The 22,249-nt window shown below is 71.2% G+C and carries 21 protein-coding genes and 1 pseudogene; 12 read left to right on the plus strand and 10 right to left on the minus strand.

Annotation, left to right across the window (positions count from 1 at the left end):
- Positions 1 to 18: 18 nt before the first annotated feature.
- Positions 19 to 1,095, minus strand: a complete 1,077-nt coding sequence (locus AC07NX_RS13390) for a site-specific DNA-methyltransferase (RefSeq protein WP_494642374.1) — start codon at positions 1,093 to 1,095, stop codon at positions 19 to 21.
- 217 nt (positions 1,096 to 1,312) lie between these two features.
- Between AC07NX_RS13390 and AC07NX_RS13395 the strand changes: the two genes are divergently transcribed.
- Positions 1,313 to 1,870: a dihydrofolate reductase family protein gene (locus AC07NX_RS13395; RefSeq protein WP_494642376.1), complete on the plus strand. Its 558-nt coding sequence runs from the start codon at positions 1,313 to 1,315 to the stop codon at positions 1,868 to 1,870.
- A 16-nt stretch (positions 1,871 to 1,886) separates the two neighbouring features.
- Here AC07NX_RS13395 and rnhB read toward each other — a convergent pair whose 3' ends face one another.
- Positions 1,887 to 2,543, minus strand: a complete 657-nt coding sequence (rnhB, locus tag AC07NX_RS13400; RefSeq protein ID WP_494642494.1) for a ribonuclease HII — start codon at positions 2,541 to 2,543, stop codon at positions 1,887 to 1,889.
- A gap of 47 nt (positions 2,544 to 2,590) precedes the next feature.
- Positions 2,591 to 3,190: a helix-turn-helix transcriptional regulator gene (locus tag AC07NX_RS13405; RefSeq protein WP_494642377.1), complete on the minus strand. Its 600-nt coding sequence runs from the start codon at positions 3,188 to 3,190 to the stop codon at positions 2,591 to 2,593.
- Positions 3,191 to 3,265: 75 nt separating this feature from the next.
- On the opposite strand from AC07NX_RS13405, the gene AC07NX_RS13410 reads away from it, so the two are divergent.
- Positions 3,266 to 4,216: an NAD-dependent epimerase/dehydratase family protein gene (locus AC07NX_RS13410; RefSeq protein ID WP_494642378.1), complete on the plus strand. Its 951-nt coding sequence runs from the start codon at positions 3,266 to 3,268 to the stop codon at positions 4,214 to 4,216.
- A 67-nt stretch (positions 4,217 to 4,283) separates the two neighbouring features.
- The gene (locus AC07NX_RS13415) at positions 4,284 to 6,350 is read left to right on the plus strand and encodes an acyltransferase family protein (RefSeq protein ID WP_494642380.1); all 2,067 of its coding nucleotides are present in this window, start codon (positions 4,284 to 4,286) and stop codon (positions 6,348 to 6,350) included.
- Here the strand turns inward: AC07NX_RS13415 and AC07NX_RS13420 are convergent.
- Both AC07NX_RS13420 and AC07NX_RS13425 read right to left on the minus strand, forming a co-directional pair.
- Positions 6,334 to 7,338, minus strand: coding sequence for a glycerophosphodiester phosphodiesterase family protein (locus tag AC07NX_RS13420; RefSeq protein ID WP_494642381.1), 1,005 nt, complete (start codon positions 7,336 to 7,338; stop codon positions 6,334 to 6,336). The genes AC07NX_RS13415 and AC07NX_RS13420 overlap by 17 nt on opposite strands.
- Positions 7,339 to 7,499: 161 nt before the next feature.
- Complete coding sequence (locus tag AC07NX_RS13425; protein WP_494642383.1) at positions 7,500 to 8,084, minus strand: DNA-3-methyladenine glycosylase I; 585 nt, start codon at positions 8,082 to 8,084, stop codon at positions 7,500 to 7,502.
- Between the two features lie 101 nt (positions 8,085 to 8,185).
- Here AC07NX_RS13425 and AC07NX_RS13430 point away from each other — a divergent pair, with 101 nt between their 5' ends.
- Positions 8,186 to 8,521 carry a GIY-YIG nuclease family protein gene (locus tag AC07NX_RS13430; RefSeq protein WP_494642384.1) on the plus strand — a complete coding sequence of 112 codons (336 nt, stop codon included), beginning with the start codon at positions 8,186 to 8,188 and terminating at the stop codon, positions 8,519 to 8,521.
- Positions 8,457 to 8,598, plus strand: a pseudogene (locus tag AC07NX_RS13435) (hypothetical protein); the annotation flags it as partial. The gene AC07NX_RS13430 and the pseudogene AC07NX_RS13435, both read left to right, overlap by 65 nt.
- A gap of 11 nt (positions 8,599 to 8,609) precedes the next feature.
- On the opposite strand, the gene ygfZ reads toward AC07NX_RS13435, so the two are convergent.
- Complete coding sequence (gene ygfZ, locus AC07NX_RS13440) at positions 8,610 to 9,413, minus strand: CAF17-like 4Fe-4S cluster assembly/insertion protein YgfZ (protein WP_494642386.1); 804 nt, start codon at positions 9,411 to 9,413, stop codon at positions 8,610 to 8,612.
- A gap of 108 nt (positions 9,414 to 9,521) precedes the next feature.
- Here ygfZ and AC07NX_RS13445 point away from each other — a divergent pair, with 108 nt between their 5' ends.
- Positions 9,522 to 10,676: a glycosyltransferase family 9 protein gene (locus AC07NX_RS13445; protein WP_494642387.1), complete on the plus strand. Its 1,155-nt coding sequence runs from the start codon at positions 9,522 to 9,524 to the stop codon at positions 10,674 to 10,676.
- A gap of 175 nt (positions 10,677 to 10,851) precedes the next feature.
- Here AC07NX_RS13445 and pip read toward each other — a convergent pair whose 3' ends face one another.
- Positions 10,852 to 11,937, minus strand: a complete 1,086-nt coding sequence (gene pip, locus AC07NX_RS13450; RefSeq protein ID WP_494642389.1) for a prolyl aminopeptidase — start codon at positions 11,935 to 11,937, stop codon at positions 10,852 to 10,854.
- Positions 11,938 to 12,090: 153 nt separating this feature from the next.
- Between pip and AC07NX_RS13455 the strand changes: the two genes are divergently transcribed.
- From AC07NX_RS13455 to AC07NX_RS13480, 6 genes are all read left to right on the plus strand, one after another.
- Positions 12,091 to 13,425 carry a dihydroorotase gene (locus AC07NX_RS13455; protein ID WP_494642391.1) on the plus strand — a complete coding sequence of 445 codons (1,335 nt, stop codon included), beginning with the start codon at positions 12,091 to 12,093 and terminating at the stop codon, positions 13,423 to 13,425.
- A gap of 172 nt (positions 13,426 to 13,597) precedes the next feature.
- Positions 13,598 to 13,954, plus strand: a complete 357-nt coding sequence (locus AC07NX_RS13460) for a YciI family protein (protein WP_494642392.1) — start codon at positions 13,598 to 13,600, stop codon at positions 13,952 to 13,954.
- 124 nt (positions 13,955 to 14,078) lie between these two features.
- Positions 14,079 to 14,432: a YciI family protein gene (locus AC07NX_RS13465; RefSeq protein WP_494642393.1), complete on the plus strand. Its 354-nt coding sequence runs from the start codon at positions 14,079 to 14,081 to the stop codon at positions 14,430 to 14,432.
- 5 nt (positions 14,433 to 14,437) lie between these two features.
- Positions 14,438 to 15,718, plus strand: a complete 1,281-nt coding sequence (locus tag AC07NX_RS13470) for an RNA polymerase sigma factor (RefSeq protein ID WP_494642394.1) — start codon at positions 14,438 to 14,440, stop codon at positions 15,716 to 15,718.
- Positions 15,719 to 15,855: 137 nt separating this feature from the next.
- A complete protein-coding gene (locus AC07NX_RS13475) occupies positions 15,856 to 17,673 on the plus strand; it encodes a feruloyl-CoA synthase (protein WP_494642395.1) in 1,818 nt (605 codons plus the stop codon).
- Between the two features lie 10 nt (positions 17,674 to 17,683).
- Positions 17,684 to 19,225 (plus strand): acetolactate synthase large subunit, encoded by a 1,542-nt coding sequence (locus AC07NX_RS13480; RefSeq protein ID WP_494642396.1) that lies wholly within the window; start codon positions 17,684 to 17,686, stop codon positions 19,223 to 19,225.
- 152 nt (positions 19,226 to 19,377) lie between these two features.
- On the opposite strand, the gene AC07NX_RS13485 is transcribed toward AC07NX_RS13480, so the two are convergent.
- The 3 genes from AC07NX_RS13485 to AC07NX_RS13495 all read right to left on the minus strand — a co-directional run bounded on the left by AC07NX_RS13485 (position 19,378) and on the right by AC07NX_RS13495 (position 22,170).
- Positions 19,378 to 20,724: an ATP-binding protein gene (locus tag AC07NX_RS13485; RefSeq protein WP_494642398.1), complete on the minus strand. Its 1,347-nt coding sequence runs from the start codon at positions 20,722 to 20,724 to the stop codon at positions 19,378 to 19,380.
- Between the two features lie 244 nt (positions 20,725 to 20,968).
- Positions 20,969 to 21,670, minus strand: coding sequence for a response regulator (locus tag AC07NX_RS13490; RefSeq protein WP_494642399.1), 702 nt, complete (start codon positions 21,668 to 21,670; stop codon positions 20,969 to 20,971).
- Complete coding sequence (locus AC07NX_RS13495) at positions 21,667 to 22,170, minus strand: MarR family winged helix-turn-helix transcriptional regulator (protein WP_494642400.1); 504 nt, start codon at positions 22,168 to 22,170, stop codon at positions 21,667 to 21,669. The genes AC07NX_RS13490 and AC07NX_RS13495 overlap by 4 nt, the downstream gene beginning before the upstream one ends.
- Positions 22,171 to 22,249: the final 79 nt, after the last annotated feature.

Here is a 22,249-nt window from a genome sequence, read left to right on the forward strand (position 1 = left end):
GACGAGCGGGCTTGAAACCTAGTTCATCCCCGCCCGCACCTGGCTGCGCAGCACGTCGATCGGGGCCAGGCCCTTGTCGGTCTTGAAGTGCCAGTAGGTCCAGCCGTTGCAGGCCGGGGCTGACTGCACCAGGGCGCCGACCTTGTGGATCGAGCCCGACAGGTCGCCGACGCTGATCGAGCCGTCGGGGCGGACCTTGGCGGCGTGGGCGCCCTTGGCGCAGTAGAGCGTGTCGCCCGGATTGAGCAGGCCGGCCTCGACGATCGTGCCGAACGGCACGCGCGGCTCGGCGCGCTTGCTGCCCATGACGTCCAGGTCGGCCGGGGCGATCGGCGTGACCTTGGCGATGCGGGCCTTGGCGTGGGCAATGTATTCGGCCTCCCGCTCGATGCCGACGAACCGGCGGCCCAGGCGCTTGGCGGCCGCGCCGGTGGTGCCCACGCCGAAGAACGGGTCCAGGATCACGTCGCCCGGCTTCGTCGTCGACAGGATCACCCGGTAGAGCAGGGCCTCGGGTTTCTGGGTCGGATGGGCCTTGTTCCCGTCCGCGCCCTTGATGCGCTCCTCGCCGGTGCACAGCGGGAGGGTCCAGTCCGAGCGCATCTGCACCTCGTCATTGGCCATCTTCAGGGCGTCGTAGTTGAAGGTGTAGCGCTTGGCGCCCTGGCTCTTGGAGGCCCAGATCAGGGTCTCGTGGGCGTTGGCGAAGCGGGTGCCCTTGAAGTTGGGCATCGGGTTGGACTTGCGCCAGATCACGTCGTTGAGGATCCAGAAGCCCAGGTCCTGCACGGCCACGCCGACGCGGAAGATGTTGTGGTAGCTGCCGATCACCCAGATCGCGCCGTCGTCCTTCAGCACCCGGCGGGCGGCCTTCAGCCATTCGCGGGTGAACTTGTCGTAGGCGGCGAAGCTCTCGAACTGGTCCCAGTGGTCGTCGACCGCGTCGACCTTGGAATTGTCGGGCCGCAGCAGGTCGCCGCCCAGCTGCAGATTGTAGGGCGGATCGGCGAAGATCAGGTCCACGGACTTCTCGGGCAGGGCGTTCATCGCCTCGATGCAGTCGCCCTGGATGATGGTTTCAGGCCCGAAGGACATGTCCGCTTCCCGTCAAAAACACTGAGCGGAATCATGAGTCTAGCTAGTAAATAGTGTGTTGATGGACATGGTTATCAGCTGTTAACCACCGCCGGTGGCCGACGGATTGAGTCTGCTCAGACTCAGAAAATCCAGCGCCGTCAGCGCGATACTTGATGTTCCCTAAATGTTCTGAAATGCTGGCGACCGGATTTTCGCGCCTGATTTTCGGGGAGCCATGGCCGTCATTCGCGGACTGATCGCCGCCAGCCTGGACGGCTATGTCGCCGGCCTCGACGGAAGCGTCGAGGCGCTGGCGCCGTTCGTTTCGGTGGACCACGGCTACCAGCGGTTCATCGACCAGATCGGCACGGTGGTGATGGGCCGGCGGACCTACGACCTGATTCCCAGCCTCGGGATCGGCTGGCCCTACGCCGGCAAGCGGGCCCTGGTGCTGACCTCGGGGCGCGGTTCCAGCGTGCGCGAGAAGACCCGGTTCTGGACCGACGGCCTGCCGGCCCTGGTCGACCATCTGCGGGGCCTCGACGACGGCGACGTCTGGGTGGTCGGCGGCGGCCGACTGATGGCGGGGATGATCGCGGCCGGGGCGCTGGACCGGCTGGAGTTGCTGGTGGCGCCGGTGCTGCTGGGCGAGGGCCGGTCGCTGTTTCCGAAGGCGTCGCCGGGTCTGCGCGCCATGCGGCTGAACGGCGTCGAGGCCCTGGAGCGCGGGGTGGTGCTGCTGGACTATGGGCTCAGCTACAGGCCGGTTCGAAAACTGGCCGTGGCGTCCTGAGCGCCCGAGACGGGGGCTAGGCGCCCAACTCGTCGTCGAACGCCGTGTCGTCCAGGTCGCCGAGCGCGAGTTCGCCCGCCAAGGCCAGCTTGACCGGCGCCCAGCCCATCCGGTGGATCGGCGAAGGGCCCAGCCTGCGCAGGCCCTCGACATGGACGGCGGCGTGATAGCCCTTGTGGCCGGCGAAGCCGTAGCCCGGATAGACCGCGTCCATCTCGACCATGATCCGGTCGCGGGCTTCCTTGGCCAGGATCGAGGCGGCGGCGATCGAGCACGACAGGCTGTCGCCCTTGACCACCGTCTTGATCGGGCAGGGCAGCTTGAACGCGTAGTTGCCGTCGACCAGGGCCATGGCCGGCTGGACGGACAGGCCCTCGACCGCCCGCCGCATCGCCAGGCCGGCGGCGTGCAGGATGTTGAGTTCCTCGATCTCCTCGACACTGGCCAAGCCCACGCACCAGGCGATCGCGACCGACTTGATCTCGATCTCCAGCGCCGCGCGGGCCTTGGCCGTCAGTTTCTTGGAGTCGTTGAGGCCCTTGGGAACGCGGTTCGGGTCCAGGATCACCGCCGCGGCGCTGACCGGTCCGGCCCACGGCCCGCGCCCCGCCTCGTCCACGCCGCAGACATGGCCGGGGCCGCAGGCGGCTTCCAGCATCATGTCGGGGCCCATGGGGACTTTGGGCGGGGCCTTGGCGGAGGACTTGGTCACGACCCCGCTCATAATCCGTTTCGGCCGGAGGGGGAAAGGCCCTGAGTCCCCACCAGCCGCGCGAAACGGCCGTCGGCCAGGCGCAGGCGGGTCCAGCTCATGCGGCCGGGGCGGATCGGCACCTCGTTGGAGTCGTTGGCGCCGGTCTCGACCGTCAGGCTGGGGGGCAGGGGCTCGTACCAGCCGGCCGCCTCCAGCCCGGCCTCGGCCGCCTGGATCGCCGGGCTGGCGTAGCGCCACAGCGACACGCCGATCAGGTCTTGCGCCGGCAGGCCCCATTCGGCGGCCCGCGACGGCGAGGCGGCCAGCAGGCGATGGGAGAGGTCGCAGACCAGATGCGCGGCCTGGGTCGAGCTTTCCACCAGGTCGAGCAGGGCGCGGTCGGCGTCGGACTCCGGCCGGGCGGCCAGCAGGTCGGCCAGCCGGGCGGCTTCGCGCGGCGAGGGCTCCAGGGCGCCGCCTTCCCAGCGCGAGATCGTGGCCTGGGAGACGCTCAGCAGTTCGGCGGCATGGGCCTGCTTGACCCGCCGCGCCGCGCGCCAGACTCGCAGCGACCGTCCCAGAGCATGGGGCGGGGCGGGGGCGGCGAGGGACGACGGGGCGGCCATGGCGGCAGAATAACTTATGCGTTCGCCGCGCCAACCGGGGATGCGATCAGGCGGCCTCCTGAAGGAGGCCAGACCATGCGCGTGCTGTTGACCGGATCCTCCGGCTGGCTGGGGCGGACCCTGGCGCCGGCCCTGCGCGCCGCCGGCCACGCGGTGACCGGGCTGGACGTCGTCCCCTCGTCCGAGACCGCGGTGGTCGGCTCGGTCGCCGATCGCGCCCTGGTGCGCCAGGCCATCGGCGACCACGCGATCGAGGCGGTGATCCATTCCGGCGCCCTGCACAAGCCCGATATCGAGCGCTTCGATCGCCAGGCCTTCGTGGACGTCAATGTCACCGGCGCGCTGAACCTGCTGGACGAGGCCGTCGCCCAGGGCGTGGGGCGGTTCGTCTTCACCTCGACCACCTCGCTGATGATTTCCGAGACCATCCGGGCCGGGGCCGCCGGCGGCGCGCGCCGGGCCGAGTGGCTGACCGAGGACAGTCCCGTCCAGCCACGCAACATCTATGGCGTCACCAAGCTGGCCGCCGAGCAGCTGTGCCGGCTGGTCCATCGCGAACACGGCCTGCCGGTGGTGGTGCTGCGCACCAGCCGGTTCTTTCCCGAGGCCGACGACATGGCCCACGCCATCGCTCAGTCGGACGAGAACACCAAGGCCAACGAGCTGCTGTTTCGTCGCCTGACCGTCGAGGACGCCGCGCGGGCCCACCTGCTGGCCCTGGCCCGCGCCCCGGACCTGGGTTTCGACCTGTTCATCGTCTCGGCCCCGCCGCCGTTCTCGCCGGCCGATGTCGAGGCGCTGATCCGGGACGCGCCCGCCGTGGTGGCCCGCTGCTTCCCGCGCTTTCCCGACCTCTACGCCCGGCGCGGCTGGACGATGTTCGGCAGCATCGACCGGGTCTACGACCCGTCCCGCGCGGCGGCGCGGCTGGGCTTCGTCTGTCGCACCGGCTTCGCCCAGGTGCTGGAGGCGCTGGAGGCCCAGCTCTCGGCTGACATCGCCGGGCCTTGTCGATTACATATGTAATAAATTTTCTTGACCGCGAGGGTTCGCGCCGCCTTATCTGTTTACGATTGTAAAAACAGAGGGCGGCATGGGGCGCGATCAAGCGGAACACCAAGGCTATCGGCGCGATATCGACGGGCTGCGCGCCCTGGCCGTGGCGGCCATCGTGGTCCACCACGCCTTCCCGGCCGTGCTGCCGGGCGGCTTCGTCGGGGTGGACGTCTTCTTCGTGATCTCGGGCTTCCTGATCACCCGGATCCTGGTCGAGGCGCGCGACGCGGGGCGGTTCTCGTGGGGCGGATTCTATCTGCGCCGGGCGCGGCGGATCGTGCCGGCCTATGTTCTGGTGACACTGGTCACGGTCGTCCTGGCCGCCTGGATCGAGATGCCGCGCCTGCTGGCCCAGACCGGAGCGGCGGCCGCGGCCTCGGGCCTGTTCCTGGCCAATGTCCTGGCCGCCCAGAGCCCAGGCTACTTCGCGCCGTCGGTTCAGCAAAACCCGCTGCTGCACCTGTGGTCGCTGGGCGTGGAGGAGCAGTTCTACCTGGTCTGGCCGGCGCTGATCGCGCTGCTGTCGTTGACCTGGCTGCGACGGGCGCGGACCGGGCTGGCCCTGGCGCTGCTGGCGGCGTCGCTGGTGCTGGCCCAGGTCCTGGTCGCCCGAGGCGGCGGCGTGGCGGCCTTCTTCCACCTGCCGACTCGGGTCTGGGAGTTCCTGGCGGGCGGGGTGCTGGCCCTGGGCCTGGCGTCCCCGCCCGCCGATCGCCGCGCGGCCAACCTGGCGGCGGCCAGCGGGCTGCTGGCGATCGCCTGGAGCCTGGTCGCCCTGACCGAGGCCAGCCCCTTCCCCGGTCTCGGCGCGGTCCCGACCTGCCTCGGCGCGGCGTTGCTGGTCTGGAGCGGCCAGGGCGTGGCGCCGGGCGCGGCGGCGATCCTGCGCGCCGCGCCCGTCGTGGCCGTGGGGCGGATATCCTATTCGCTCTATCTCTGGCACTGGCCGTTGCTGGTGCTGGCCGCCGACGTCGCCCAGCAGCCCCTGACGATCGTCCAGCGCCTGGGCCTCGTGGCGCTGTCCCTGGGTTTGGCGGCCCTGACCTGGCGCTTCGTCGAGCAGCCCTTGCGGCGCGGCCCGGTCGACCGCCCCTGGCGGCGCCTGGGCCGCGTCCTGCCGCTTCTGCTGGCTCCCGTCGCGGCCGGAGCGGTCCTGTTCCTCGGTCACGGCCTGCCCCAGCGCCTGTCGCCGGACTCCCGGGCCCTGGCGGATCTCGAGGTGACCGACGTCAATCCGGCCCGCACGGCGTGTTTCGAAGGGGCGGACCGGGCCTCGCCCGAGTCGTGCCGCTTCGCCGCGTCGCCCGACGCCGGGTCCAGCCCGGAAGGTGACCAGGTGCTGGTCTGGGGCGACTCCCATGCCGACGCCGTCACCCCGGGGGTGGTCGCCTGGGCGCGCGCCCGGGGCTGGAGCGTGCGCGAGGTCGCCCGGGGCGGCTGTCCGCCGCTGGCCGGCGTGCGGGTGCGGGTCTTCGGCCGCCTGGACCGGGGCTGCGAAGCCTGGGCGGCCAGGACCTTGGACCAGATCGCCGCCGACCGCAGGCTGACCCTGGTCGTGCTGGCCGCGCGCTGGCCGCTGTATCGCGACGCCCCGCCGTTCTACGACGTCAACTCGCCGCGCGTGGCGGTCGACACCCGCGCCCGGCCGGGCGTCAGGCCGGACCTGTCCGCCGCCCTGTCCGCGACGCTGGACGCCATCGCCCGGCGGCGGCCGGACCTGCGGGTGGTGGTGATCGGCCCCGTGCCCGAGCTCACCCTGGCCCCGCCCGAATGCCTGGCCCAGCAGCGCCAGCTGGGCGGACGTCCAGGCGTCTGCGCCCGGGTCGAGGCCGGTCCGCCCCTGGCCCGCGCCATGCCGGCCGAAGCCGAGATCCGCGCGGCCGCCGAGGACCGCCCGGGCGTCACCGCCGTCTTCCCGACCGAAACCCTGTGCCGCGACGACGGCTGCGCCGGCATGATCGACGGCCGCCCGATCTATTTCGACGACGACCACCTCGCCGCCTCGGGCGCGCGGCGGCTGGTTCCGCCCTGGCTGGAGGCGGGCTGGTCGCGGCTGTCCGAGCCGCTCGGCGCGCCCCTGGCCTCGCCTAGAGCGCGGCGTTGACGACGGGCGGCGCGCGACCGCGCAGGCCCCGGGCGTCGAGATAGTCGAGCAGGGCGGAGGGCCGGTTGGTCTGGATGACGCTGACGCCGTCGTCGATCAGCCGCGCCCAGGTCCGCCGTCCATCGGCCGCCGCGCCGCCCGCTCGAGCCCGCGCCCAGAACCCCTTCAGGCCCTTGCCGGCCAGGGCGTTGCTCCACAGCCGCACCCGCGCCAGCCGCGCGGCGGCCCGCACGGCCTTGAAATCCGAGCGCGGCAGGTCGCACAGCTCGATCGCCGGAATGCGGTTCTCGGCCAGGACCTGCCTGGCGGTGATCCTCGCCGGATCGCCGGCCCCGCGCCCGTTGACCCCGCCGACCATCGGCATGAAGGCCAGGCCGCTATAGGGCGGCAGGTCGGCCATCGGGGCGGAGCCCGCCTCGGCCCGGGCCTTGACCAGGACCTGCCCGCCGGCCCCGCTGGCCAGGACGACCTGGGCCACCTGCTCGGCGATCGGCTCCTTGACGTCGAGATTGACCAGGATGCGGCCCCGGGCCCGCGCCAGATATTCCGCGAGCGTCGGCGGGGCCTCGGCCGGGCCGCCGTCCGCGGCGTCGAGGCGCAGCGCCTTGAACCGTCGCAGGCTCATCTCGGAAACCCGGCCGCGGCCGTTGGTGGTGCGGTCGACGGTGGCGTCGTGCATGACCACCAGCGCGCCGTCGGCGGTGCGGCGGATATCGATCTCGACCATGTCGACGCCCAGGGCCACGCAGCGATCCAGCGCCGCCAGCGAGTTCTCCGGCAGGGCGGTGGTCATGCCGCGCGAGGGCGCTGGCGCGTGACAGGCCCGGTGGGCCACCACCAGCACGCCGTCGGCCCAGTCATAGAGCCGGCCTCGCAGGTCCGCTCTTGGCCGATCCGCCGAGGTTTCGGCCAGCGCCGGGCCGGCGCTGGCGGCGAGCACGGCCGCGATCGCGACGAGACGTCGGAACAGGAAGCGAGCAGGGCGCATGGTCAAGCTCTCCACTGCGCCTATTTGGCGGAGTCTCGCAACAGTAGAGCGTCAGAAGCTCGACAAGGTCGTGACGAGCGCCGGTTGTCGCCTGGTTTCAACGCTCTGTTTTCGCACCGCATTTGCGGAAAGCCGGACCGCCCTCCCTTCCTGCGCGGCGCCTATCGCGCGAGCATGCGGCATTCCTCGTGCCTGAAGCAGGTCGTCAGGTGGTCGTTGACCAGGCCCGTGGCCTGCATGAAGGCATAGACGATCACCGGGCCGCAATATTTGAAGCCCCTGGCCTTGAGCATCCTGGCCATGTCGACGGCCAGGGGCGTCTGGGCCGGGACGTCGCCGCCGACCCAGTGGTTCTGGACCGGCTTGCCGCCGACCATGTCCCACAGCAGCGTGGAGAAGTCCTCGCCGCGCTCGCGCATGTCGCAATAGATCCGTGCGCCCGAGATCGCCGCGTCGATCTTGCCGTTCGAGCGGATGATGCCGGCGTCGGCCATCAGCCGGGCTCGGTCCGCGTCGCCGAACCGGGCCACCTTGTCGGGATCGAAGTTGGCGAAGGCGGCGCGAAAGGCCTCGCGCTTGCGCAGGATGGTGATCCACGACAGCCCGGCCTGGAACCCGTCCAGCACCAGCTTCTCCCACAGGGCGCGGGAGTCGTACTCCGGCACGCCCCATTCGGTGTCGTGATAGGCCTCGTAGAACGGGTCGCCGTTCATGCCGCGCCAGGTGCAGCGTTGGATCTCGATCATGGGCCGGAGCTTGGCCGAGGTCACGACGGATTTCCAGAACTTTTCGGGAACATCTGCTGACTTTATCTCCAGCGAGATGTAAGTTCGACCTCATCCTGAGCTTGTCGAAGGACGAGGTCGTGCAGGGGGCGTGGGTCTACATCCTGAGATGCGCAGACGGGATGTACTATGTCGGTTCGCATCGTGGCGACGATCCGTCGACGCGGGCCGCGGAGCATAACCAAGGCGCCGATACCCAGGCCTTTACCTACAGCCGGCGCCCGGTCGTCTTGGTCTGGAGCGAACATTTCGATCAGATCATCGACGCGATCGCTTGGGAGCGTCGCCTGAAGGGTTGGAGCCGGGCGAAGAAGGAAGCGGTGATCAACGGCGATTGGGGCGCGCTGCCCGGCCTGTCGCAGAGCCGAAATCCTCGTCCTTCGACAAGCTCAGGATGAGGATTTCTACTGAGGCGCGGCGTCTAACCCTGAAGCCTCATCCTGAGCTTGTCGAAGGACGAGGCTTCATGCTCCGATTCTGAGAGCCCTACGAACTCGGCAACGGCGTCGCCGGGACCCAGTCGGGCCATTCGACCGTCACCGCCCGGCCGTCCGCCGTCAGGTCCGCGCCCTCAAGGCGGTCCAGCCGTAGCAGGGCCATGGCCCGGCCGTCGCGGCCCGACAGCACCTCGCCGGCGCGCAGCTCGCCCGCCAGCACCTCGGTCCCGAAGGCCGGCGGCGGGCCGTCGAAGACGATCGGCAGCATGCGGGTCTTGATCGCGCCGCGCCGCTTCATGCGGCTGGTGGTCTCCTGGCCGACGAAACAGCCTTTCTTGAAGTCGATCCCGTTGAGCAGGTCGAAATTGGCCTCGATCGGATAGGTCTTGTCGCTCCCCCAGTCGGCGGGGCCGGGCGCGCCGAGAGCGAGGCGGTGGGCGTCGTAGTCGTCTTCGGTGGCGGTGGTCTCCAGCCCGCGAGTATAGAGCCGCGACCCGAGCGCGGGCAGGCGTGGATCGGCCAAGCCGTCCGTCGCGGGCCAGATGGCGAAAGCCGTCAGATCGACGGCCGCCAGGTCCACCTTGGACCGCAGGCGGTACATGGTCAGGCGCATGACGATCGCGTCGCGGTGCTCCGCCGCCACATCTAGGAGTAGGCCTTCCTCCAGGCCCGCCACGAACAGGTCGTAAAGCAGCCGGCCTTGCGGGGTTAGCAGGCCCGCGAAGCGGAGCTTGCCGGGCTCCAGCGTCTCGATTTCCTGGGTCAGCAGGCCATTCAGGAAGGTCCTGGCGTCGGGACCGCCCACGGTGATGACGGCGCGGCTGGGCAGGGCGGCGATCAGGGTCTGGCTCATGCCTCCCATGTGGCGCGTCGCACGTCTTTGCGCCACCCCTCCAGGAAGGGAAAGCTGAGCCGTTATCGAGGGATGCGCCGACTCGCCGGACGCCCTATACATAGTCCGATGACACAGCGGGCCTTCCCGATTCTCTTCATCACCGCCACGCGGATCGGCGACGCCGTGCTGTCGTCGGGCCTGATCAAGTTCCTCGCCGACCAGATCCCCAACGCCCGCTTCACCATCGTCTCCGGCCCGCTGGCCGCGCCGCTGTTCGCCCACGTGCCCGGCCTGGACCGGGTGATCGTCATGGAGAAGGGCAAGGGCAAGGGCCATTGGTTCAAGCTGTGGAACCAGGTGCGGCACAGGAAGTGGGGCCTGGTCGTCGACCTGCGCGGCTCGGGCACGGCCTATTTCCTGCGCCGCGAGAAGCGCGCCGTCTGGAAACGCAACACCGGCGAGCCCCTCCACAAGGTGGTCGAGGCGGCCAAGGTGCTGAAGCTGGAAGGCGACCCGCCGGCCCCGCACCTCTACATCACCCCCGACGTCCAGGCCCTGGCCGACCAGTTGCTGGCGCCGCGCCCGGGCGAGCCGACCGGCCCGATCCTGGCCGTCGGCCCGGCCTCGAACTGGGTGGGCAAGATCTGGCCGATCGAGCGCTTCGCCCAGACCACCCAGCAGCTGCTGGCGCCCGGCGGTCCGATGGCGGGCGGGCGCCTGATGATCCTGGGCGGGCCTGGTGACGAGCGGATGGTCGAGGAGCTGCGCATGGCCTCGGCCCGCGGCCGCTATGTCGATCTGACCGGCAAGGTGGACCTGCTGACCGCCTACGCGGCCTTGAAGCGCGCGGACCTGTTCATCGGCAACGACAGCGGCCTAATGCACATCGCCGCCGCGGCGGGCGTCCCGACGATCGGCCTGTTCGGTCCGTCCGACGAGCGCCGCTACGGCCCGTGGGGACCGCTGACCAGGGCCGTGCGCGGCCCGCGCTCGTTCGAGCAGTTCCTGGCCGTCGATCCGGACCTGTCGCAGGCCATCCGCCACATGAGCGACCTGCCCGTGGCCACGGTGGTGCGGGCGGCCAAGGCGCTGCTGGCCGAGGTGAAGGCGGCCAAGGACGTCGCCGCAGCCGAGGCGGACGCCGAGGAGCCGACCGTCGAGGACGCGGCGGTGACGCCGGCGCTCCAGGCGGTGGTGGAGGATGTGGCGGCGCCGGAAGCTGATCCCGAGCCGGCCGAGGCGTCGGCTTCTGAAGATGCGATCGAGGCGGACCGCACCTAGGACGTGCGGTTCTGGTGTTGAAGCATATTTTTTGATCCGCTCATCCCGGCGAATGCCGGGACCCAGATCCCTTGGCGGTGTGGATGATTGGAGTGGCTCAGCGCTCTTTGGCGTCAGCCTCAAAGTCATTCCATCTGGGTCCCGGCGTTCGCCGGGATGAGCGGAAGGTTGGGGGCTAGGTCCTCGGCAGTCCATCCATGATCGCCGTCAGGGCCAGCACCGTCTGCGCCTCCATGGCGCTGTGGCCGGCGTTGGTGCGCACATAGGTGGCCGGGGCGGCCCCGACCGCCTCCAGGGCCGCGACCAGCCGGGAAGCCTGGGTCAGCGGGCAGACCTGGTCGAAACGGCCGTGGACGATGTGGATCGGCAGGTGGGCGATCCGCGCGGCGTTGAGGGTGATGTAGTCTGGCTCCAGGAACAGGTCGCTGGCGAAGAAGTGGGCCTCGATCTGGGCGAAGCACAGGGCGAAGTCGGCCTCGCCGAACTTGCCCGGGGCGCCGGTCTCGGGGATCATGTTCGAGATCGCCCCCTCCCAGACCGACCAGGACACGGCCGCGCGCAGTTGGACTCGGCGGCCCGCCTCGTCCTCGGGCCTGGCGTCGAAGATCGTCTTGTAGGCGCCCATCATGTCGCCGCGCCGCTCGGGCGGAATGACCTCGACGAAGGCCTTCCACTCGTCGGGATAGGTCACGTACGCGCCCGGCTCGCTGAGGGCGTAGGGCGTTTGCGCGAACACCGCCGCATTGCCCTGGTACATGTAGAGCAGGTCCTCGCGCGTCCCCAGGAAGACGCCCCTCAGGATCAGCGAGGCCACGTGCTCGGGGTGGCGGATGGCGTAGACCAGGGCCAGGGTGCTGCCCCAGCTGCCGCCGAAGACGTGCATCGGGCCGTCGACGCCGAGCGCCTCGCGCAGGCGGTTGATGTCGGCCACCAGGTGGTCGGTGTCGTTCTTCAGCAGGGCGACCTCGGGACCGTGCGAGGCCACCGTCGGCGTGCTTTTCCCGCAGCCGCGCTGATCGAACAGGATCACCTGGTAGCGCGCCGGATCGAAGAACCGCGACATCACCGGCGCGCAGGCCCCGCCCGGCCCGCCGTGCAGGAACATCACCGGCTCGCCCGCGGGATCGCCGTATTCCTCCCAGTAGAGCGTATGGTCGGGCGCGGCGTCGACCTGCAGCATGCCGGTGCGGTTGGGCGTCCCTTGCGGATACTTCCACTCGTCCGTGACCTTGCTGGCGGTCTGGAGTCTGGAAAAGTCCATGGGAGCCTCGTCGTGCTGGGAAGACAACGGGGGCGTGCGCCCGTCGCGCGCGGCGGTCAATGCCGGAAGCGGCCATTTTAAATCTTGCGGCGGCTAGGGTGGGCTCCTAGACCGCCCCCAGCCCACGACAAAAGCCCCGCAGGAGCCACGCCCATGACCCAGACCTTCGACCTGATCGTGCGCGGCGGCGAGGTGGTCAATCACGCGGGACGCGGCTTCACCGACATCGGCGTGCGCGGCGGCAAGATCGTCGCGATCGGCGACCTCGGCCAGGCTTCGGCCGGCGAGGTGTTCGACGCCAGCGGCCTGACGGTGCTGCCGGGCGTGATCGACAGCCAGGTCCACTTCCGCGAGCCCGGGCTCGAGTGGAAGGAAGACCTGGAGAGCGGTTCGCGCGGCGCGGCCCTGGGCGGGGTGGTGGCGGTGTTCGAGATGCCCAACACCGAGCCGACGACGACCGACCCCGACGCCCTGGCCGACAAGCTGGCCCGCGCCAAGGGCCGCATGCACACCGACCACGCCTTCTATGTGGGCGGCACCCACGAGAACGCGACCTTCCTGGGCGAGCTGGAGCGCCTGCCGGGCTGCTGCGGCATCAAGGTGTTCATGGGCGCTTCGACCGGCACCCTGCTGGTCCAGGACGACGAGGGCGTCGAGAACGTGCTGCGCCACGTCAACCGTCGCGCCGCCTTCCACTCCGAGGACGAGTACCGCCTGGCCGAGCGTCGCTCGCTGGCTCGCCCCGGCGACTGGACCAGCCACCCGGAGGTCCGCGACGCCCAGGCCGCCTTGCAGTCGACCCAGCGCCTGGTGCGCATCGCCAAGAGCCTGGGCAAGCGCATCCACGTGCTGCATGTCACCACCCATCAGGAGATCGACTTCCTGGCCCAGCACAAGGACGTGGCCAGCGTCGAGGTCACGCCCCAGCACCTGACCCTGGTCGCGCCCGAGGCCTATGAGCGGCTGAAGGGTTTCGCCCAGATGAACCCGCCGATCCGTTCGGCCGAGCACGTCGCCGGGGTCTGGCGCGGCATCGAGACCGGCATCGCCGACGTGCTGGGCAGCGACCACGCCCCCCACACCCGCGAGGAAAAGGCCCGGCCCTATCCGGCCTCGCCGTCGGGCATGCCGGGCGTCCAGACCCTGGTTCCGATCATGCTGACCCACGTGGTCGACGGCCGCCTGTCCCTGGAGCGCTTCGTCGACCTGACCAGCCATGGCGTCAACCGGATCTTCGGCCTGGCCGACAAGGGCCGCATCGCCGAGGGCTTCGACGCCGACTTCACCATCGTCGACCTGAAGGCCCGACGCACGATCACCCACGACTGGATGGCCACCCGCTCGGGCTGGACGCCGTTCGACGGCTTCGAGGCCAAGGCCTGGCCGGTGGCGACCATCGTGCGCGGGACCGTGGTGATGCGCGACGACGAGATCGTGGCCGAAGGGACGGGCGCGCCGGTGCGGTTCCTGGAGACGCTGGCGGGCTGACCCCCTCCGGCCCCCAGAGGGGGAGGATCGATGCTCCCCCTCTGGGGGAGCTGTCGCGAAGCGACTGAGGGGGTTCGCGCGCGCTCGACTTTCTTCACCGCCCCCTGTCGAATTCCTTCACCCTCGCGCGTCTTCCAGCGAGGGCGCGCGCCGTGCGCCGACGGAGGGATCGATGAAGTACCTGCTGATGATCTATTCCAGCGAAGCCGAGTGGGCGCGGCCCGAGACCGATCCGATCAAGCCGGGCGTCATCGCGGCGCACGAGGCGGTGCAGGCGGAGCTGCGGGCCAGCGGCGTGACGTGGCTGGGCGCGCGGCTGGTCGACACCCCCTCGGCCCGCACCATCGCCCGGACCGCTCAAGGCCACGTGGTCCATGACGGACCGTTCGCCGAGACCAAGGAGCAGCTGGCCGGCTTCTACCTGGTCGAGGCGCCGGACATGGCCGCCGCCGAGGCCTGGGCCCGGAAGATCCCGCAGATCCCGGGCGGCAAGGTCGAGGTCCGGGCGATCGTGCACGAGGTCGCCTGAGGCCAGCCGACCGGGCCCGCCGAAAAACTTGCGGGCGAATGTCGAGTCCGGCCAGGCTGACCCGTCTCTGATCCGAGACCGGACGGCGCCCCTGCCGATCCCGGCCGTCGAGGAGGACCGATCCATGCAATACGCCCTGCTGATCTATGAGGACGAGGCCGCCTATCGCGACGAGAACGGCCGCGCCTGGCGGGAGATCATCGCCCAGCACCAGGCCTTCGCCGCCGAGCTGGTCGAGAAGGGCCTGCTCCGGGGCGGGGCGGGTCTGAAGACCACCGACGCCGCCACCACCGTGCGCCGGGCCGGCGGCCAGTGCGGCCTGCACGACGGTCCGTTCGCCGAGAGCAAGGAGCAGCTGGGCGGCTTCTACCTGATCGAGGCCGTCGACCTGGACGAAGCCCTGGCCTGGGCTCGCAAGCTGCCGCTGGCGGGCGACGGCTCGGTCGAGGTCCGGCCGGTGATCGACGGGACCACCTGACCGCCATGGCGAGGAGCCTTCTCGACCAGGCGGCGCGGGCGCACGGCGGGCGGGTGATCGCCGCCCTGGCCGCCAGGTTCCGCGACCTGGACCTGGCCGAGGAGGCCTTCGCCGAGGCCTGCCTGAAGGCGGCCCAGGCCTGGCCGAACGACGGGGAACCCCGCGACCCCGCCGCCTGGCTCTACAGCGTCGCCCAGCGGCGGGCGCTGGACATGCTGCGGCGGCGCGGCGTGCGGACCCGGCTGGTTCCCGATCCGCCGTCGCCGCCGCCCAGCGCGGAGGAGGTCATGATCGACGACGCCCGCCTGATCCCGGATGAGCGGCTGCGGCTGATCTTCGTCTGCTGTCACCCGGCCGTGGCCCCCGACGCCCGCGCGGCCCTGACCCTGCGGCTGGTCTGCGGCCTGAGCACCCAGGAGATCGCCCGCGCCTTCCTGGTGGCCGAGCCGACCCTGGCCCAGAGGCTGGTGCGGGCCAAGCGCAAGATCGCCGAGGCGGGCGTCGCCTTCGAGGTTCCCGGCCCCGAGGCCTGGCCCGAGCGGATCGGGGCGGTGCTGTCGACCCTGGAGATCGCCTACGCCAAGGCGCACGAGGACGCGGCCGGGGCGGGGCAGCACGCCGGTTACGCCAAGGAGATGCTGGACCTGACCGCCGTGCTGGCCGAGCTGCTACCCGACGAGCCCGAGTGCCTGGCCTTCGCCGCCCTGGTCCGCTACGCCGAAGCTCGCCGCCCGGCGCGGCTGGACGACGACGGGGCGATGACGCCGCTGTCCGAGCAGGACCCGGCCCTGTGGCGGCGACCGCTGATCCTCGAGGCCGAGCGGCTGCTGCGCGCCGCCGCCAGTCGTCGCCAGCCGGGGCCAAGGCAGCTGCAGGCGGCGATCCACGCGGCCTGGTGCGCGCGCGCCAGCCTGGGCGAGCCCGCGCCCTGGCCGACCGTGCTGGCCCTCTATGACGCCCTGCTGACCTGGCGCGACGACGCGGTGGTGCGGCTCAACCGCGCCGTGGCGGTGGCCGAGGTGGCGGGGCCGGCCCAGGCCCTGGCCGAGGTGGACTGGTTGGACTCCGTCGCCTTCCGCGACTTCGGCCCGTTCCACGCCGTGCGCGCCGACCTGCTGGCCCGGCTGGGCCGCGGCGTGGAGGCGCTGGCGGCCTATGATCGGGCCCTGGCGCTGGATCCGGCGCCGGCCGAACGGCTGTGGCTGGAGCGGAGGCGGGGACAGGCGGCGGCTTCCCCCCCCTTAAAACCGCCCATCCCGGCGAATGCCGGGACCCAGATCCCGTAGCGGAGGGGATGATTGGAAGAGCGCCGAGCCAATGGAATGCACTACACCGCTATTCCATCTGGGTCCCGGCATTCGCCGGGATGAGCGGATCAAGAGGTGGGATTGCCACCTGAGTAACTCCAGTTAACACTCCCCGCATGGATGGGACGTCAGAGACCCACGCGCCGTTTCGCGACGCCCGCTACGCGCCCCGGGCGCTGGAGGTCGAGCGGCGCGGCGACGTCCTGATCCTGCGCAACCCCACCCCCTATTCGACCACCGTCCAGACCGTGACCGCGCCGCTGGTCCGCTGGGCGTCCCAGGCCCCGCATCGCGTCTGGCTGGCCGAGCGGCCCGACGCGGCGGGGGGCGAGGGCGCGGCCGGGTGGCGGACGGCGACCTATGCGGAGGCGGCCGGTCAGGTCGCCCGCCTGGCCGGCGGCCTTGCGAAGCTGGGCCTGTCGCGCGGCGAGCCCCTGCTGGTCCTGGCGCGCAACGGGATCGACAACGCCCTGATCGGCTATGCGGCCATGAGCCTGGGCGCGCCGATCGCGCCGGTCTCGCCGCAGTACGGCCAGAAGGGCGCGGACCTTTCCCGCCTGGCCTTCGCGATCGAGCGGCTGAAGCCGGCGGCGGTCTATGTCGACGACGCCGAAGCCTTCGCCGACGCCCTGGCCGCGCCGTTCCTGGCCGGCCTGCCGGTGATCGCCAGCCGCAACGCCCGCGACGGCGACCTGACCTTCGAGTCCCTCCAGGACTCGGATCCCCAACCCCCCGTCTGCCGGCCCGACGACGTGGCCAAGCTGTTGCTGACCTCGGGCTCGACCGGCCGGCCCAAGGCGGTGATCTGCACCCACGCCAACATCGCCCTGAACGCCGCCCAGATCGCCGCCTGCTATGAGGATCCCGACCCGCCGGTTCTGGTCAATTCCGCGCCCTGGAGCCACAGCCTGGGCGCCAACGCCATCCTGCACATGGTGCTGCACCGGGGCGGGAGTCTTTATATCGACGCCGGCCAGCCGCTGGCTGGCAGGTTCGACGAGACGGTGCGCAATCTGCGCGATGTGGCGACCACCTATCACAACATGGTCCCGGCCGGCTGGGGCCTGCTGGTCGGCGAGCTGGAGCGCGATCCGGCCCTGGCGGCGAAGTTCTTCGAGAAAGTGCGGGTGCTGCAGTACGGCGGGGCGTCGATGGCCCAGTCGATCCTCGACCGCGTCGAGGCGGTGGCCCTGCGGACGATCGGCTGCCGGGTGACCTTCGCCGCCGGCTACGGGGCCACCGAGACCGGCCCGACCGCCTGCAACATCCACTGGCTGAACGCCCGCTCCGGCATGATCGGCCTGCCCACCCCCGGCACGGCGGTCAAGCTGGTCCCGGCCCCCGACGGCCCGCCCGACAAGTTCGAGATCCGCGTGAAGGGGCCGCAGGTCTCGCCGGGCTACCTCGACATGCCCGAGGCCTCGGCGGCGGCGTTCGACGAGGACGGCTTCTATCGCCTGGGCGACGCGGCGAGGCTGGCCGACCGGCTGGACCCCTCGGCCGGACTGGTGTTCGACGGGCGGCTGGTCGAGAACTTCAAGCTGGCCAACGGCACGTTCGTGGTGGCCGGCGCCCTGCGGGTGGCGGCGATCTCGGCGATCGCCGGGGCGGTGTCGGACGCGGTGGTCTGCGGCGAGGGACGCGAGGGCGTCGGGCTGATGCTGTTCCTCGACCCCAAGGCGGCCGCGCGGATCGGCGAGCCCGAGGCGGTGCGGGCGGCGATCCGGGCCGGGCTGGAACGGCTGAACGGCCTGGCCAAGGGCGGCGGCAAGGTGATCCGCGCCCTGATCCTGGACGGCGCGCCCGATGCGGCCAGCGGCGAACTGACCGACAAGGGCTACATCAACCAGGCCCTGGCCCGCGAACGGCGGCCGGCGGAACTGGCGCGGCTGTTCGCCGAAGAGCCCGACGACGGGGTGATGGTGCTGTCTTGAAGGAGAACGGATGAACGGCGCCGACGCCCTGATCACCACCCTGGCCGACAACGGCGTCACCGCCTGCTTCGCCAATCCCGGCACCAGCGAGATGCAGTTCGTCGCGGCCCTGGACCGCGAGCCGCGGATGCGCAGCGTGCTGTGCCTGTTCGAGGGCGTGGCGACCGGCGCCGCCGACGGCTACGGGCGGATGACCGGGACGCCGGCCTGCACCCTGCTGCACCTGGGCCCCGGCTACGCCAACGGCGCGGCCAACCTGCACAACGCCCGGCGGGCCTTTACCCCGATCGTCAACGTCATCGGCGACCATGCCGTCGATCATCGCCGCTACGACGCGCCGCTGAACTCCGACATCGCCGCCCTGGCCGCGCCCAATTCGCTGTGGGTCAAGTCGGCCGACAGCGCCGACGCGGTCGGGCCTCTGGCCGCGGAGGCGGTGGCCGCCAGCCTTGGCGCGCCGGGCGGGAACGCCTGCCTGATCCTGCCGGCCGACAGCGCCTGGGACGAGACCGCCGTCGCGGGACCGGTGGCGGAGCGTCCCCGCTTCCGCGCGCCGGACCCGGCCGTGGTCGCGACGGCGGCCAAGGCCCTGAAGGCCGCGGCCAGGCCCGTCCTGCTGCTGGGAAGCGGCGCGTGCGGCGAGGCGGCCGTCGCCGCCGCCGGGCGGATCGCCGCGACCGGCGTGCGCGTCCTGACCGACACCTTCACCGCCCGCCAGGCGCGCGGCGAGGGCCGGTTCCGGCCCGACAAGCTGCCCTATTTCGGCGAGCAGGCCCTGAAGGACCTGGAGGGCGTCGACCTGATGGTCCTGGTCGCCACCGCCGAGCCCGTGGCCTTCTTCGCCTATCCCGACCGGCCCAGCGTGCTGGTTCCCGACGGCTGCGCGACCCTGGCGCTCTGCGACCGGGGCGCCGACGCGGCGGCGGCGCTGGACGCCCTGGCGGACCTTCTGGATGCGCCGGTGGACGGACCGGTCGAGCCCCATGCGCCGCCCCCGGCCCCCGCCGGCAAGCTGGACGCCTGGGCCATGGGCGCGGCGATCGCCCGCCACATGCCGGCCGGAGGGATCATCTCCGACGACGCGGTGACCGCCGGCCTGCCGATCTTCACCCAGACCCGCAACGCCCGGGCCCACGACTGGCTGTCCCTGACCGGCGGGGCGATCGGCCAGGGGATCCCGCTGGCCATCGGCGCGGCCGTCGCCTGTCCGGACCGCAAGGTGCTGAGCCTGAACGGCGACGGGGCGGGCATGTACACGGTCCAGGGCCTGTGGACGATCGCCCGCGAGAAGCTGGACGTCACCGTGGTGGTGTTCGCTAACCACGCCTACCGCATCCTCGGCATCGAGATGGGCCGCACCGGCGGCGGCGAGCCGGGTCCGGCGGCCTCGCGCCTGCTGGATCTTTCCGATCCGCGGATCGACTGGGTCTCGGTGGCGGGTGGGCTGGGCCTGTCCGCCGAGCGGGTCGAGACCGCCGAGGCGTTCGACGCGGCGATGGCGCGGGCGATGCGCGAGCCGGGACCGCGGTTCATCGAAGCGGCGATGCGGTAAGGATCGCTCCAAGCGTTGTCATCCCGGAAGCCTCGCAGAGGCTGTCCGGGACCCAGGGAACTGGGCTGGCGCTTTGCAGTTCACCTGGGTCCCGGACGAGCGCTGCGCGCTTTCCGGGATGACAACTGTTGGGGAATAGGCTGAATCTGAGATCAACCCGGCAACCTCAACACCGCCCTGAGTCCCCCCAACGGCGACCGCTGCAGCGTCAGCTCTCCGCCCAGGCCCCGCGCCATGTCGCGCGCGATCGCCAGCCCCAGCCCCACGCCCTTCTCGTTCTGGTTCCGCGACTCGTCCAGGCGGTTGAACGGGCGGAAGGCCTCCTCGTGGCGGTCCTCGGGGATGCCGGGGCCGTCGTCGTCGACGAAGATCCACACCCCGCCGGCCGGAGCGGCGGTGGACGAGACCCGCACGGTCTCGCCGTGGGCGGCGGCGTTGTCGATCAGGTTGGCCAAGGCCCGCTTGAAGGCGTTGGGTCGCAGGATCGCCGTCAGGTCGTCGCCGATCGACAGCTCGACCTTGGCGCCCGCGCGGGCCGCGCCCTCGCACACGCCCTCGATCAGGGGGCGCAGCAGGACCTGGCGGGCCTCCTCGCCCCCTTCGCCGCGGGCGAAGGCCAGGTACTCGTCGATCATGTGCTCCATTTCGGACAGGTCCCGCGCCATGGCCTCCAGCTGCGGGCTGGGCTCGGCCAGGGCGATCTCCAGCTTCAGGCGGGTCAGGGGGGTGCGCAGGTCGTGGCTGACGCTGGCCAGCAGGGCCGTGCGCTGCTCGATATGGCGCTGGATGCGGGCCTTCATGGCCAGGAAGGCCGTGGCCGCCTTGCGCACCTCGCGCGCGCCATGCGGCTTGAACGCGGCCTGGTCGATGCCGCGCCCGAAGGCGTCGGCGGCGTCGGCCAGCCGCTCGATGGCTCGCACCTGATTGCGGATGAACAGGATGGCCACGGCGGTCAGCAGCAGGGTCGCCACCACCATCCACAGGATGAAGATGTGGCCCTGGGTGGCGAAGGCCCGGTCGCGCGGGGCGATGATCCGCAGCACCCCTTCCTTGACCTGCACGCGGATGTCGACGTGTCCGGGATAGCGGGTGGTGTCGAACCAGAACGGATCGTCCAGCCGGTCATCCAGCGCCGTCCGCAGCGAGCGGTCCAGCGAGGCGAACAGCGACGGCCTCTGGCCGGTCGGCAGCTTGCGGCCCTTCTGCAGGGCGATCGACAGCGACATCGATTCCTCGGCCCGCTCGGCCATCTTGTCCAGCGCCCGGGGCGAGGGGTCGTCCTTGTAGGTCTGGACCGCCCAGGCGACGTCGCCGGCCAGGCCCTCGGACAGGCGGCTGGTGACGGTCTCCCAGTGGGCGTCGAAGAACGCCCAGGTGACGGCGATCTGCATCACCGCCACCGGCAGGACGATGATCAGCAGGCTGCGGCCGAACAGCGAGGTCGGCAGCCACCGCTTGATCTGGCGCGGGATGTAGAGCCGGGCGCGGAGGCGGAACACTAGGTCCTCCCCCGATGATCCGCGAAAGCCTCACCACATCTAACGTCCGTCATTCCGGGCCTTGTGCCCGGAACCCCTCTGTCCGCCGCAGGTGCGGGAGGGGCGGTTCGCTGGCGAACCGCTTGCGTCTCACGTGCAAGCTGAACCAGGGGTTCCGGGCACAAGGCCCGGAATGACGGCTGAAATATTGGGAGGAGCCTTCCACATCCGGAATTCGGAGAAGGCCTTGAAACAAGAATCATCATCAGTCCGGCGCCAGCCGATAGCCGATGCCGCGCACGGTCTGCAGATATCGCGGATTCTTCGGATCCGGCTCGATCTTGCGGCGCAGGCGGGTGACCTGGACGTCGACGGCGCGGCCGGTGGCGTCGACGGTGTCGCGCGCCAGCTCCAGACGGTCGACCGGGGCGTGGGCCGCGCGGGCCAGGCGGCGCAGCAGGGCGACCTCGGCCTCGGTCAGGCGGATCGGCTCGCCGTCTCGGGTCAGCTCGCCGCGCTCGGGCTCGAAGGCGCAATCGCCCAGGCTGAGCGCGCGCGGACCCGACGGCTTGGGCGCGGACCGGCGCAGGATCGACTCGATGCGCAGCAGCAGTTCGCGCGGCTCGAAGGGCTTGGCCAGGTAGTCGTCGGCCCCGTGGGTCAGGCCCTCGATCCGGTCCCGGGTCTGGTCGCGGGCCGTCAGCATCAGGATCGGGGTCTGGCCGGCCTCGCCGCCCCGGGCGCGCAGTCGCTTGGTGAACGAAAAGCCGTCCTCGCCCGGCATCATCACGTCCAGCACCAGCAGGTCGAAGTCCATCGACCCGGTCAGCCGGTCGGCGTGGGCGGCGTCGGCCGCGGCGCTGACCCGGAAGCCGGCGCGGGTCAGGAATTCCTTGAGCAGGGTGCGGATGCGGTCGTCGTCGTCGATGACCAGCAGGTGGCGGTCCCCGCGTTCCTCTGGAGTCATAGCCCGTCCCGACGATTGAGGCCGACGCCCTGGCGCGGTCCGGCCAGGGCCGCCAGGATCCGGCGCGTTCCCGCCACCCCGTCCAGGCCGCCGGTGCGATAGGCGCGGCCCAGCAGGGTGCGCAGGCGCTCGGCCACCCGGTATTCGAAGGCGATCCCCTCGGGGGTCAGCTCGGCCGGCCGGCGACGGGCGTCCAGGTCGCCGGCCGCCTTCCGGGCCAGGTTCAGCCGCTGCAGGTCCGCCAGGGTCTTGCTGGCCGCCTGCTTGGACAGGCTGGTCAGCTTCGACAGGTCCTGGACGCCGATACCGGGGCGGCGGCGCAGCAGGAAGGCGGCGCGCCAGTGGGAACGGCCCAGGCCCGGCCCCTCGCCCTCCAGGGCCGCGTCGACCGCCGCCCACAGGCCCGCCTCGGCCAGCAGCAGCAGCTCCAGCCCGCCGTCCAGCTGCTCCTCGCCGAGGATCAGGCGGGGGTCGGTCGAGCCGGGAGACATGCCTCCCATCGCGCCCCCCGGCGGTCCCGATGAAAGCGGCCCGGCCATCAGCTTGCGTCCATTTTATTTGACCTTCCGCGGCTCGGAG

This window comes from Caulobacter sp. GW821-FHT09A05, from assembly GCF_059418465.1.